The following is a 13,377-nucleotide window of genomic DNA, read 5'->3' as shown; positions in this document are numbered from 1 at the left end:
GTCAACCTCCCGCCACACGCCGGCGCTGCACGTCTGCCGCGCCATCCCCCGCCCACGGCGCTGTGCCGGAGCCTGCGCTCGCCTCCTCCGCATCCGGCAGTTGGACGACGAACTCGGTGTAGTCATTCTGGCGGGTGTCGACGTCGAGCCTGCCGCCGTGCTGGTGGACGACGATGTCGTAGCTCAGCGACAGCCCAAGGCCCGTTCCCTCGCCGGCTGGCTTGGTGGTGAAGAACGGCGTGAAGATCTTGCTGACCGCCGCTGGGGGGATGCCGGTGCCGTTGTCGCGCACCCGGATCTCCACGAAACCGTCGATGCGGCGGGTGGACACGTGCACCGTCGGCCGGTAGCCCGTATCGCCTTCCCGCCTGAGCCGCTCCTGCGTCGCGTGGAACCCGTTGGTGAACAGGTTGAGAAGAACCCGGCTGATGTCGGGTGGAACGATCCGAACCGTCCCTGCATCGGGGTCGAAATCGCGATCGAGCGTGACGTTGAACGTCGGATCCGTAGCGCGGGCCCCGTGGTAGGCGAGGTTGAGACTTTCCTCGACGAGGGCGTTCAGTTCGGCCGGTCGCCGCTCACCCGGCCCCTCGCGGGAATGCGCCAGCATGCTCTTGACGATACCGTCGGCGCGCCTGCCGTGCTCGCCGATCTTCCTCATGTTGCCAGTGAGAGTAGCGAGCAGGTCCTCGGCGTCGGCCCGCGCATCGTCATCGAGGTCGGCGATCGACTTGCCGAGCGTCGCCTTGAGATCGTCGAGCAGTTCGACCGACAACGCCGAGAAATTGTTGACGAAATTCAGCGGGTTCTTGATTTCGTGGGCAATGCCGGCGGTGAGTTGGCCGAGCAGCGCCAGCTTCTCGGCATGCACCAGGGACGTCTGCGCCTGCTTCAACTCGCCCAGGGCGCGGCTCATGCTACCCAGCTCGTCGCCGCCGAAGCGGGGGATCTCGGTGCCAAGATCGCCGCTGCGGATGCCGTCGATGGCGGCGACGAGCCGTCGCAGCGGATCGGCGATGGAGCGGAACACCACGAACGTCAGCACGATGCCGACGGCGACTGCCGCGACAACGACAACGATTGAGATCTCTACGGCTTGATGCGCCTCTTCACGGGCCCTCGCTCCGGTCTCGTCGGCCTCGGCGCTGAGGTCCTCCATCAGCCCCTCGAGCCTCTCGTCGATCGCGCTCATGTGCATGCGGGCATGGGCCATGAGCGTGTTGCCGATAACCCGCCTGTCGTCCGCGTAGGCGTCGATCGCTCTCTTGGTTACGGCCATCAGTTCGTCGAGGGACTCCTCCGCGGCGCGGACCGTCTCCGGATCCCGTGCAGAGAGAGAGCGGAGATGATCACTGAAGTCGGTTTTCGCCGCCTCGGCGTTTCGTTCGGAAATGATCAGCAGGCTGACGGCGTAGTCGGTCAGCCAGTACTTGAGGTCATCGAAGGATCTTTGCGCGGCATGAGCCGTCTTGAGGACCTCCCGCAGGGTCACCTGGGCGGTCAGGGACCCGGCGTTCTGCTCCAGGCGGTGAACGAGGAACGCGTTGGTCCAGATCAGCCCGGCGAGCAGCAACCCGGACAGCAGGATCAATCGCGCCCGGATCGTCATTCGAGACAGGATCGCCATGGAGGGGTGCTCCGGCCCCCTTACCGGTATAGGGTGACGCTCAGGACCCCGCCCAGGTCCCCTTCATGCGCACCCTCCTTGGGATAGCCCGTCACATCCATTTCGCCCTTGGGCTCGCCATGACAGGCGAGGCACGACTGGCTGTAATACTCCGGCACCAGCACCCGGACCGCGTCGCGCCCGCCGATATCGGCCACCGCCGCGAACGTCTTGCCGACCGGCCAGTCGGCCGAGGCCAGCTTGTCATTGATGATCTGCTCTTCCCAGGCATCCGGCAGCGCCTTGCGGTTGCGGACCAGATAGCGCGGCGCCGTCGACTTCATCGCCGCATCGTTGGCCGCAAGGCTGTTGAAACGCTCGTTGACCAGTCGGCCGAACACCGCGGGGATGAACCCCTTGAAGCCAATCCCCTTCTGGTTGATGGTGTCCTGGTGTTCATCCATCACTTGAACGATGGCATCCATCTGGGCTTGCAGAAGGGCGCCGCGGCGGGTTTCGCCATCGATATCGCGCGGATCCCAGCCGTGGCGCTCGGAGAAGATCGCAACGGTATCGGCCAGCACCTTTTCCCCGGACAATCCCTTGTCGCCGATGGCCGGGTCATTGATGCGGCTCTGGTTGTTGGAGATCACCGTGCGCGCGGCGCGGTACAATTCGGCGAGATCGGCGGCGATTTCCTGGTCCGCGGCACTGCCGGCGGCGTCATCCGCAATCGCTCCGAAAGACAGCAGAAGCGCGAGGCCCGCGGCACCGACCACACGCGCCAAGTCAAGCAGCGACCAGATCATGGCTTTACGCCCCGCTCGTTCCAAGGATGTGGAACAACGATCCTCACTTATTTGCAGCTGATTGTCATTCGCGAAGTTTGGGCGACCGTGAGGGACTCGCCCCCTCCGCGTTCCTCAGGACAACTCGCGGTGCCGGAAGCAGTCCACGAGGTGGTCGTTGACCATGCCGACCGCTTGCATGAACGCGTAGCAGATGGTGGGGCCGACGAAGCGGAAGCCGCGCTCCCGGAGCGCCATCGACATCGCCCGCGACTGCGGCGTCTCGACCGGCGTCTCCGACGGCGTCCCCCAGTGGTTGATTCGCCTCTCGTTGCCGACGATCCCCCACAGGAACGCGGCGAAGCTGCCTTCCGCCTCCATGATCCGGAGCCATGCCTTGGCGTCGGCAATGGCCGCCTCGATCTTGGCGCGGTTGCGGATGATGCCGGGATCGGCCATCAGGCCGGCCACGTCGTCGGGCCCGTATGCGGCAACGACCTCCGGATTGAAGCCGGCAAAGGCGCGCCGAAAGTTTTCACGCTTGCGCAGCACGGTGATCCAGGCGAGCCCGGCCTGGAAACTGTCCAGCACCAGCTTTTCGTACAACGCCCGGTCATCCCTCTCCGGCACTCCCCATTCCTGGTCATGATAAGCGACGTACAGCGGGTCCCGCCCCGGCCACGGGCACCGCGTCCTGTCGTCCTCGATCATGACCATCGTCGCGTCACTGCCATCTCCGCTCCTCGCATCGTTTGCGATCACAGCTGCGACGACGTAGTCTGCCGCCCCAGCCCTCCCCGCGGGTACACCCAACCGACAGAGGATGCCGTAATGAAATCATCGCTTGCAACGCTCGCCTTTCTTGCAGCGGCTTTGCTGACAACGGATTCGGCCAAGGCCGCCGGTCCCGAGGATACGCTCTACATGGACCTCAAGGACGGCCGCGTCGTGATCGAGATGCTGCCCCAATATGCCCCGCAGCATGTGGCCCGTATCAAGGAGTTGGTGCGGAGCGGCTTCTATGACGGCCTCCTCTTCCACCGGGTGATCCCCGGCTTCATGGCCCAGACCGGCGACCCCAGGGGTGACGGCACCGGCGGCTCAGGTCACAAGCTCGAGGCCGAGTTCTCCCAGGCGCCGTTCTTGCGCGGCACCGTCGGTATGGCGCGCTCATCCAGTCCCGACAGCGGCGATTCCCAGTTCTTTATCATGTTTGCGCCGGCGCCGCACCTCAACGGCCAGTACACGGTCTGGGGGCGCGTGGTTGATGGGATGGAGCATGTCGACGCCATCAAGTCTGGTGACCAGAGCCGCAACGGCGCCGTCTCCGATCCCGACAAGATCATCAAAATGCAAATGGCCGCTGACGCTGCAAGCTGACGTCCGACCCCACGGCGCCGGACCGGGCGCGGTCTCCTGAACACCCATGGCCCAACCGCCGCGCCCTGCCCCGGCTGCGCGCTCCGTCACCGGCGGCGTCTTCCTCGCCCTCGGCGCGTTCGGGATGTGGGGCGTCTTTCCCGTCTACTTCAAGGCCGTCGCGTCCGTGCCGGCGGCCGAGGTGCTGTGCCACCGGATCGTCTGGTCGGCCCTTTTCGGCGCCATACTGATCACCGCACTCGGCCAATGGCCGGCGGTGGCGGAGGCGCTGGCGCGTCGGCGCATCGTCCTGACCCTGGCTGCGTCGGCGATCGTGGTGTCCTGCAACTGGGTCGTGTTCATCTGGGCGGTCGCCCACGATCACGTTCTGGAGTCGAGCCTCGGCTACTACATCAGCCCCCTGGTCAACGTGCTGCTCGGCACCATCGTTCTGCATGAACGGCTCGACCGGCTGCAATGGATCGCGGTCGCCATCGCGGCCGCCGGCGTTCTCTACCAGACCATCGCCCTCGGGACGCTGCCGTGGATATCGCTGGCGCTGGCGGTCAGCTGGGGCCTCTATGGCCTGATCCGTAAGGTCGTCGAGGTCGAGGCGCTGCCCGGCCTGTTCATCGAGACGCTGATCCTGACCCCGTTCGCGCTGGCGTGGCTGGGCTGGCTCGCGGCCCACGGTTCCGGCGCGTTCGGTGCCGGCGGAGCGTACATGGACGTTCTCCTCGCCCTCTCCGGCGTGCTGACCGCGATGCCGCTGATCCTGTTCGTCGCGGGCGCCCGCCGCCTGCCGCTGACCACGTTGGGGCTATTGCAGTACACGGTGCCGACACTGCATTTCCTCATGGCAGTCGTCGTCTTCAAGGAGCCGTTCGGGCCCGAGCGCCTCGTCACCTTCGCCTGCATCTGGCTTGGCCTCGCCCTCTACTCCACGGCGACCTGGCGCCACCGTCCTGCCACGAAGGCTTGAGGACGCAGAGCCCCATTGACATCGGCCTCCGTCGGCCCGAGCGGGCTTAGTCGTTCCTGAGGTATGGCGCCGCCTTGCGGCCGAGGTGGCGCCAGGTGCCGAGGAAGCCGACGGCGAGGGTGAGGGCGATGCAGGCGATCGTCGTCGTCACCACCACCCCCGGATCGAACCGCCACTCCAGATCCATCAGCAGCACCGCCACCGCCCAGCCTATGAGTGAGCCAAGGACGGCGGCGGCGATGGCGGTGACCAGCGCGAGCAGCCCGTACTCGGCGAGATAGAGGCCGGCGATGCGCCGTCGCGAGGCGCCCAGCACCTTGAACAGCACCGCCTCGTAGGCGCGTCGGTGGCGGTCGGCGGCGACGGCGCCGGCCAGCACCAGGGCCCCGGCGACGATGGTGACCGCCGCCGCCGAACGCACTCCCAGCCCGATGCGCTCGATCATGCCGTTGACCGCCTCCAGCGCCTCGCGGGTGCGGATCGCCGTGATGTTGGCGAAGCGGTCGGTGATCCGCCGTTCCAACTGGTCCTCAGACTCCGGCGGCGCGTAGACGGCGGCGATGTGGGTGTGGGGCGCCCCTTCCAACAGGCCGGGCGCGAAGATCAGCGCGAAATCGAACGGGACCGCCCGCCAGTCGATTTCCCGCAGCGACGCGATCTCGGCGGTGATCTCCCGCCCGAGGATGTTCAGGGTCAGCGTATCGCCGACGCCGACCCCGAAGCCCTCGGCAAGACCGGCATCGAACGACACCAGCGGCGGACCGGCGTAGCCCTCCGGCCACCATGCGCCGGCGACGATCTCCGCGTCCTCCGGCTTGGCGGCGGCGTAAGTCAGCGCACGGTCGCCGCGCACCGCCCACTGCGATCCCGGCGCGACGTTGGCCTCATCGACCGGCACCCCGTTGATGCGCCTGATGCTGCCGCGCACCGACGGCACCCGCTCCAGCTTGTCGATGCCGTCGATCGCCCGCACCTCGGCATCGAACGCCGCCGCCTGCTCGTTCTGAATGTCGATGAAGAACACCGCCGGCACCATCTCCGGCAGCCGTTCGCCGATCTGGGCGCGGAGGTTGGAGTCGATAAGGCCGATGGCGACCAGCACCGTCAGGCCGGCGCCGAGCGACATCATGACCTGCGGCGCCGGCGCGCCAGGGCGCCGCAGATTGGCGACCGCCATGCGGACCACGGCGCTGCGGGCGCGCGGCAGCCACCCGGCGGCGCGGACCACGATCCACGCGCTGGCGCGGAGCAACAGCAGCGTCAGCACCGCGCCGCCGACGAACCAGACGCCGAACCAGCGGTCCGGCGTGGACAGCACGGTCATGACGGCGAGGGCGAGCGCCGCGGCGGCGGCGGCGGCGATGATGACGCGGCTCGGCCGGCCGGTGGCGCCGGCGGCGGCTTGACGGAAGAGATCGCCGGCCGGCACGGTGCGGGCGCGGCCGAGCGGCCACAGCGCGAAGGTCACCGCGGTCAACAGCCCGAGCCCCGCTGCCTTGGCCAGCGGCTTGATTTGGATCCCGGCCTCCACCTGTACCGGCAGGATGTCGCCGAGGAACTCGAACGCGATGATCGGCAACGCCGCCCCCAGCACCAGGCCCAAGGCGATGCCGAGCACGGCGAGCACCAGGATCTGCATCAGATATGTCACGAACACCAATGCTCCCGGCGCGCCCAGGCACTTGAGGGTAGCGATGGTGGCGACCTTCCCGTCCAGGTACTGGCGGACCGCGTTGGCAACGCCGAGGCCGCCGATCAGCAGCGCCGCCATGCCGGCGAAGCTCAAGAACATGCCGAGGCGGTTGACGAAGCGGCGCACGCCGGGCGCGGCGCCGTCGGTGTCGCGGACGCGCCAGCCGGCGGTCGGGAAACGGCCGTTGATTGCCGCCGTCCAGTCCTTGACCGAGGCGCCCGGCGGTAGCACGGCGCGGGTCTCGTAGCGGACGATGCTGCCCGGCTGCACCAGGCCGGTCGCTGCCAGCGCCTCGGCGGCGATCATCAGCCGCGGGCCGAAGCTGATCACGGACGCTACCCGATCCGGCTCGCGCACCACCGCGCCACGCACCTGCAGGGTCGCTTCACCGAGGCGGATCCGGTCGCCGACCGCAACGCCTAGCTTGCCGAGTAGCGGCGGATCCACCAGGGCGCCCCACACATCATCCTGCGGGGCGAGAGCGTCGGCAAGCGGCAGCGGGGGATCGTTCTCCACCGCGCCGACCAGTGGATAGCCGGCGTCGACCGCTTTGACCTCGACCATGGTGCGGGCATCGGTGCCGGAGGCGGCGCGCACCATTGCCCGCAATTCAACTACCGTCGACATGGCGGCCGTGGTGGCGGCAATGGCGGCGGCCTCGTCGCCCGTCAACGTCCGCTGGACCAGGCCGAGCGCAACGTCGCCGCCGAGCAGGGCGCGGGCGTCGCCCTTGAGGCCGCCCAGGATGGCGGAGCTGACGGTGCCGACCGCAGCGATGGCGGCAACGCCCAAGGCCAGACAGGCGAGAAAGATGCGGAACCCGGCAAGTCCGCCGCGAAACTCCCGCACCATCAGCCGCGCCGCCGGGGCCAGGAGCGACAAACTCATCGGCGCATGCCGGCGGCGGCGGCCGAAGCGGACGCGGCGTCGTCGCCCTTGGCAACGCGACCGTCCCGCATTTCGACGATGCGGTCGCACTGCGCCGCGAGGGCCGGATCGTGGGTGATCAGCACGAGGGTAGTGCCGAGGCGTCGGCGCAGATCGAACAGCAAATGAATGACCGCGGCGCCGGTGGCGACGTCGAGGTTGCCGGTGGGCTCGTCGGCGAGCAGCAGTGCCGGCTCCGGCGCAAAGGCGCGGGCGAGCGCGACGCGCTGCTGCTCCCCGCCAGACAACTGCGACGGATAGTGGCGGAGCCGGCTGCCGAGCCCGACCGCCTCCAGATGGCCCCGCGCCCTCTCGCGGGCGTCGTCGGCTCCGGCGAACTCCAACGGCAGGGCGACGTTCTCGATGGCGGTCATGGTCGGAATGAGGTGGAAGTTCTGGAACACGATGCCGACGTGCTTGCGTCGGAAGCGGGCTAAAGCGTCTTCGTCGAGGCGGGTGATATCCTGGCCGGCGACGCGGACCGTCCCGCTTGTGGCGTGCTCGAGTCCGGCGACGACCATCAAGAGACTGGTTTTTCCGGACCCCGACGGCCCGACCAACCCGATCGTCTCCCCGCGTTCGACCGTGAGGTCGATCCCCTGTAGGATGGCGACCGTACCGGCCGCGCTCGACAGGGTGAGTTGCACGTCCGAGAGAGCGATCACCAGATCGGAGCGGGCACGTTCGGCAGACTGGGAGGGCAGGTGCGACAATGACATGGATGACAACAGCTCGGGCGCGGCGTGGGGGTTGGTTTCGATATGGAGGCCTGCCGGGGAAAGTCAAACCGGCCGCACGTCTCGGAACCGTTTTGGCGCTGGCGCTGCTGCTCGCGACGACCGCCGCCGCAGCGGCGCCGCTCCGCCTGTTGGTTCTGGGCGACAGCCTCGCGGCGGGCTACGGGTTGCCGCAGACCGACGGCTTCGTAGCGCAACTCCAGCGGGCCCTCGCTGCCGAGGGTCTCGATGTGGAGGTCGTCAACGGCGGTGTCTCCGGCGACACGACCGCCGGCGGCCTCGCCCGCCTGTCATGGCTGTTGGGCGCGCGCGCCGAGGACCAGCCGGATGCCGCCATCGTCGAACTCGGGGCCAACGACGCGTTGCGCGGCCTCGACCCCGAGGCTGCGTTCGCCAACCTCGACGCCATCCTCAGCCAACTGAAAGAGCGCGGCATTCCGGTGCTGCTCGCCGGCATGCGGGCGCCGCCGAATATGGGCCGCGACTATGAGGGCGAGTTCAACGCAATCTACCCGCGGCTCGCCGCCAGCCACGACGTGCCCCTCTACACGTTCTTCCTGGAAGGCGTCGCCGCAGAGCACGCCCTCAACCAGGCCGACCGCATCCACCCCAACGCCGACGGCGTCGCGGTGATCGTAGAGCGCATCCTGCCCGCGGTGAAGGATCTGCTGATCACCGCCGAGCGCAAGTAAGGGCGATACTTCTTCCTCGCCAACCAATGACCGCCGCTATCAGTCCCGTGCGTTGGCGCTATCGCGGCACGCTCAAGCCCGCTAAACTCGACACCGGGTGCAGAAGGGGAAAAGGGGTACGGGCCGTGGAGAAAGTCACGCGTGAAGCAGTGTTGCGCTATCACACCGAAGGCCGCAAGGGCAAGATCGAGGTCGTCCCGTCCAAGCCGAGCCTGACCCAGTACGACCTGAGCCTGGCATACTCGCCGGGCGTCGCGATCCCGGTGCGGGAAATCGCCGATGACCCCGAGCTCGCGTACGAATATACGACCAAGGGCAACCTGGTGGGCGTGATCAGCAACGGCACCGCGATCCTCGGGCTCGGCAACCTGGGGCCGCTCGCCAGCAAGCCGGTGATGGAGGGCAAGGGGCTCCTGTTCAAGCGGTTCGCCGATATCGACGTGTTCGATATCGAGATCAACGCGTTCGAACCCGACGATGTCGTCCGCATCGTGCAGGCGCTGGCGCCGACCTTCGGCGGCATCAACCTGGAAGACATCAAGGCCCCGGAGTGCTTCGCCATCGAGGAGACGCTGCGCGAGCGCCTCGACATCCCGGTGTTCCACGACGATCAGCACGGCACCGCGATCATCGTCGTCGCCGGCTTGTTCAACGCGCTCGACCTGACTGGCCGCAAGATCCACAACCTGAAAGTGGTGTTCTCGGGGGCCGGAGCCGCCGGCATCGGTTGCGCCAGCTTGCTGGTGGAGGCCGGCGTGCCGCGCGAGCACATTACCCTCTGCGACAAGGACGGCGTCGTATACAAGGGGCGGACCGAGAATATGAACGCCTACCTGGAGCGGTTCGCCCAGGAAACGGACGCGCGCACTCTCGCCGAAGCGATCGTCGGCGCCGACCTGTTCGTCGGCGTTTCAGTCGGCGGCATTCTGACGCAGGACATGGTGCGCAGCATGTCCGAACGGCCGATCATCTTCGCCATGGCCAATCCGGACCCTGAAATTACCTACGAGGAGGCCAAGGCCGCCGCGCCCAACGCGATCGTCGCGACCGGCCGCAGCGATTATCCTAACCAGGTCAACAACGTGCTTTGCTTCCCGTTCATCTTCCGCGGCGCCCTGGACGTGCGGGCACGGCAGATCACCGACGGCATGAAGCTGGCGGCGGCGCGAGCCCTCGCCGACCTTGCCCACGAGGACGTTCCCGATTCCGTGCTCAAGGCCTATGGCCAGGAGAGCCTGCTGTTCGGCCCCGACTACATCATCCCCAAACCGGTGGACCCGCGGGTCCTATTGTATGTGACGCCGGCGGTGGCCCAAGCCGCCATATCCGAGGGCGTCGCCCGCAAGCGCATCGGCATGACCAGCTATCGGGAGGAGCTGGAAAGCCGGCTCGGCAAGGACTGGGCGCTTATGCGCACCATCTTCAACAAGGCACGCACGGCGCCCAAGAAAATCGTCTTCGCCGAGGGGGAGGAAGCCAAGATCATCCGCGCCGCCGCCGAGATCCACGCTCAGGATCTGGGCGAGCCGATCCTGCTCGGCTCCGAGAGCGTCATCCAGAAGACCATCGCCGAGCTCGGTCTCGAATACCAGCCCAAGGTGATCGACCCGCGCCGCTCCCAGCGCTCCGAAACCTACGCCAAGGCCCTGTTCCAGCGCCGCCAGCGGAAGGGCGTCACGCTTCCGGAGGCGCGCGAGATGTCCCGGCGGCCGAACTACTTCGGGCTCCTGATGGTGCAGAGCGGCGATGCCGACGCCTTCATTTCGGGGCTCACCACCAACTACGTCGAGGCTCTGCAGCCGGCCTTCCAGGTGATCGGCACCCGCACCGAGGTACGGCGGGCGGCAGCGCTGTTCATCATGATCATTCGCGACCGGGTGTTCTTCTTCGCCGACTGCGCCGTCACCATCACCCCTTCCGCCGAAGACCTCGCCGACATCGCCGAGATGGCGGCTGAGGTGGCGACCAACTTCGACATCCAGAACGTGCGCATCGCCATGCTGTCGTTCTCCAACTTCGGCAGCGTCGACCACCCAAGCCCGAAGACCGTCGCCGGCGCCGTCGAGATCCTCAAGAAGCGCCAGCCGCTGTTGCAGGTGGACGGCGAAATGGCGGCCGACGTGGCGGTGATGCCGGAATTGATCGAGCGCCTCTACGGGTTCTCGCGGGTGCGCGAGGCCAACGTGCTGATCTTCCCGGACCTCAACGCCGCCAACACGTCCTACAAGCTGATGCAGCGGCTCGGCGGGGCGGAGGCGATCGGGCCGGTGCTGATGGGCATGAACCGGGCGGTGCACATCCTCCTGCCCTCCCACGACGTCCGCGACATCGTCAACATGGCGGCGATCGCCGCCGTCGACGCCCAGATGCGCTTCCTGGCGTGAGACGCTCACGTCAGCGGAGCACGCCGGTATCAGCCCCGGGCGCCGCCGACACCGCCGTCGTCACTCGTCCTCTTCCCGCAATTTCTCCAATTCTTTCTCGAGCCATTCCTGGTTGCGCGCGTCGTACCAAGCGGCGAGCTTCGGGTAGAACGCGGACGATGCGGTTTCGAAGTCGTAGTACTCATGTGGGCGAACTTTCTCGGACTCCATGTAGTTGGCGTTTCTGCAACTGCCGACGAGGCCATCGTCTACGGCCCCGTCCATCATCTTGATCAGCTGCTTGAGGGTGAGCGGCCTGGTGCTCGTGCGCGGGGAGACCACGTACTCCCGGCACCCTTCTTCTTCATACTCATCGACGATGCTGTAGCGGATGCGACGACCCGCCTTCCGCGCGCGGATGGAGACGACGTCCATGGTCGTGGATTTCATTACCACCCGGGCGATCTCCACTTCGTCAGGCCTCAAGTCGGGCAGGTATTCGCCGCCCATGAGCCACGGGTGGCACGAACCGATCGCCACACGCTGCTCCTCCGGCAACGACTCGGCGAAGAACCTGGCATCGACCGGCCCCTGATCGCAGAAGACCATGACGGCGGCCTTGCGCAATTCGCCCTTGATGGTCGATTCGGCCTTCCGGGACAGTGTCTGCGGCCCCCAATAAGACGGGGGCCGATAGTTCATGTCGAACTTGGCAAGGTCAGGCATGACGTTACGAGCTGCTCATATTGCGGGCATTATCAATATCAATACTACTCGTAATTGCATACCAGGGTCAAGGTCCTGCTGCTTCGCAAACGGCGGAATCGTCCGCCCGGCCGACGCGTGCAGAGGCTATGGCAGACGTCTCGCCGTTGACCTGCCGAGCGGGTAGAGTGTTTCTGGAGCCATCAGCCCCGGTCACGTCAGGAGTATGGGTCTGCCGGCATCCCAAACCTTGCCCCTGCTACAGCTTTGTTGAGCCGCATGGAACTCAGCACCGACATCTACCTGCTCGGCACGACCTTGCTGGTCGTCGTCAGCATCCTCCTCGAGCCGGTCGCGGCGCGGCTGGGGGCGCCCTTGCTGCTCCTGTTCCTCGGGCTCGGCATGCTGCTCGGCGAGGACGGACCGGGCGGGATCAATTTCGACAGCTTCGAGGTCGCGTACCACCTGGGCAGCCTGGCGCTGGCCGTGATCCTGCTGTCCGGGGGCCTGGACACGCCGGTTGCGGACCTGAAACGGGCCGCCGGGCCGGCGTTCATGCTGGCGACGGTCGGTGTGTTGCTGACGGCAACCATCGTCGGTGCCGCGGCCTCGTTCCTGTTCGCCGTGCCGCTGACGCACGGCCTCCTCCTCGGCGCCGTGGTCGGATCGACCGACGCCGCCGCCACCTTCCTGCTGTTGGGCCAGCGCGGCATCCGACTGAGAGGACGGATCCGGGAGACGATCCTGGTGGAGTCGGGGATCAACGATCCAATGGCGATCTTCCTGACCCTGACCTTTGTCGGGATCGTCGAGACCGGCGCCTTGCTCGATGCCGGCGCATTGCCGGACCTGGCGGGAGCATTCGCTTGGCAACTGGGCCTCGGGTTCCTGATCGGAAGCGCCGGAGGCTTTCTGCTCGCCCAGATCGTCGAACGGGTCCGCTTCTCGCGGGGACTGTACGCGCCGTTCTGCCTTGCCGGCGCTCTCGCCATCTACGAAGTCACGCGCCTGTCTGGCGCCAGCGGTTTCCTCGCCATCTACCTGATCGGGCTCGTGGTTTCGTGGCGGGTCAGGCACGCACGGGAGCGCATAATCCAGTTCCACGAGGGCGTCGCATGGCTGAGCCAGATTCTGATGTTCGTCATGTTGGGGCTTCTTGTCACGCCGAGCCATCTCGGCCCGGCCCTTCTCCCTGCACTGGCTCTCGCCATGGTTCTGATGTTCGTCGCCCGTCCGGCGGCGGTGTTAATCTGCTTGACCCCCTTCCGCTTTCCCCTTCGCGATCAGATGTTCGTCGGATGGGTGGGTCTGCGCGGCGCCGTGCCCATCTTTCTCGCCATCATCCCGGTGATCTCTCCGGGGCCGCTGACGGTCACCTTCTTCAATATCGTGTTCGTGATCGTCATGGTGTCTCTGATACTGCAGGGCTGGACCATCGCTCGGGCGGCGAAGCGGCTGGGGGTCGAGGACCAGAGCGAGGCGCCGCCGGCACCGGTGCGCACGTCCTAGAACCGCGGCGACAGAC

The 13,377-nt window shown here is 67.0% G+C and carries 11 protein-coding genes; 5 read left to right on the top strand and 6 right to left on the bottom strand.

Translation table 11 applies throughout. The annotated features are described in order from the left end of the window. Nucleotide 1: 1 nt before the first annotated feature. The 3 genes from IPM60_06190 to IPM60_06180 all read right to left on the bottom strand — a co-directional run bounded on the left by IPM60_06190 (nt 2) and on the right by IPM60_06180 (nt 3,111). Nucleotides 2-1,627 (bottom strand): HAMP domain-containing protein, encoded by a 1,626-nt coding sequence (locus IPM60_06190; protein ID MBK8907485.1) that lies wholly within the window; start codon nt 1,625-1,627, stop codon nt 2-4. A gap of 20 nt (nt 1,628-1,647) precedes the next feature. Further along, complete coding sequence (locus IPM60_06185; protein ID MBK8907484.1) at nt 1,648-2,415, bottom strand: DUF3365 domain-containing protein; 768 nt, start codon at nt 2,413-2,415, stop codon at nt 1,648-1,650. 114 nt (nt 2,416-2,529) lie between these two features. Then, entirely contained in the window at nt 2,530-3,111 is a 582-nt protein-coding gene (locus IPM60_06180) for a DNA-3-methyladenine glycosylase I (protein ID MBK8907483.1), read from the bottom strand. Between the two features lie 114 nt (nt 3,112-3,225). Here IPM60_06180 and IPM60_06175 point away from each other — a divergent pair, with 114 nt between their 5' ends. Together IPM60_06175 and rarD are read left to right on the top strand one after the other, a co-directional pair. Further along, on the top strand, nt 3,226-3,774 hold the full coding sequence (locus IPM60_06175; GenBank protein MBK8907482.1) for a peptidylprolyl isomerase: 549 nt from the start codon (nt 3,226-3,228) through the stop codon (nt 3,772-3,774). 46 nt (nt 3,775-3,820) lie between these two features. Continuing rightward, the gene (gene rarD, locus IPM60_06170; protein ID MBK8907481.1) at nt 3,821-4,735 is read left to right on the top strand and encodes an EamA family transporter RarD; all 915 of its coding nucleotides are present in this window, start codon (nt 3,821-3,823) and stop codon (nt 4,733-4,735) included. A 46-nt stretch (nt 4,736-4,781) separates the two neighbouring features. On the opposite strand, the gene IPM60_06165 is transcribed toward rarD, so the two are convergent. Beyond that, nucleotides 4,782-7,316 carry an FtsX-like permease family protein gene (locus IPM60_06165; GenBank protein ID MBK8907480.1) on the bottom strand — a complete coding sequence of 845 codons (2,535 nt, stop codon included), beginning with the start codon at nt 7,314-7,316 and terminating at the stop codon, nt 4,782-4,784. Continuing rightward, a complete protein-coding gene (locus IPM60_06160; protein ID MBK8907479.1) occupies nt 7,313-8,074 on the bottom strand; it encodes an ABC transporter ATP-binding protein in 762 nt (253 codons plus the stop codon). Before IPM60_06160 ends, IPM60_06165 begins: the two co-directional genes overlap by 4 nt. Between IPM60_06160 and IPM60_06155 the strand changes: the two genes are divergently transcribed. Together IPM60_06155 and IPM60_06150 are read left to right on the top strand one after the other, a co-directional pair. Next, nucleotides 8,068-8,784 (top strand): arylesterase, encoded by a 717-nt coding sequence (locus IPM60_06155; protein ID MBK8907478.1) that lies wholly within the window; start codon nt 8,068-8,070, stop codon nt 8,782-8,784. The genes IPM60_06160 and IPM60_06155 overlap by 7 nt on opposite strands. Nucleotides 8,785-8,810: 26 nt before the next feature. Then, complete coding sequence (locus tag IPM60_06150) at nt 8,811-11,168, top strand: NADP-dependent malic enzyme (GenBank protein MBK8907477.1); 2,358 nt, start codon at nt 8,811-8,813, stop codon at nt 11,166-11,168. A 60-nt stretch (nt 11,169-11,228) separates the two neighbouring features. On the opposite strand, the gene IPM60_06145 is transcribed toward IPM60_06150, so the two are convergent. After that, nucleotides 11,229-11,873, bottom strand: a complete 645-nt coding sequence (locus IPM60_06145; protein MBK8907476.1) for a hypothetical protein — start codon at nt 11,871-11,873, stop codon at nt 11,229-11,231. A 258-nt stretch (nt 11,874-12,131) separates the two neighbouring features. Here IPM60_06145 and IPM60_06140 point away from each other — a divergent pair, with 258 nt between their 5' ends. Next, nucleotides 12,132-13,361 carry a potassium/proton antiporter gene (locus tag IPM60_06140; GenBank protein ID MBK8907475.1) on the top strand — a complete coding sequence of 410 codons (1,230 nt, stop codon included), beginning with the start codon at nt 12,132-12,134 and terminating at the stop codon, nt 13,359-13,361. The last annotated feature ends 16 nt before the right edge of the window (nt 13,362-13,377 follow it).

The sequence above is a fragment of the Rhodospirillales bacterium genome (assembly GCA_016710335.1).
GTDB lineage: Bacteria > Pseudomonadota > Alphaproteobacteria > Rhodospirillales > Defluviicoccaceae > JADJXQ01.
The sequence above is the reverse complement of the archived record's forward strand: the minus strand, read 5'-3'. Positions and strand labels throughout refer to the sequence as shown.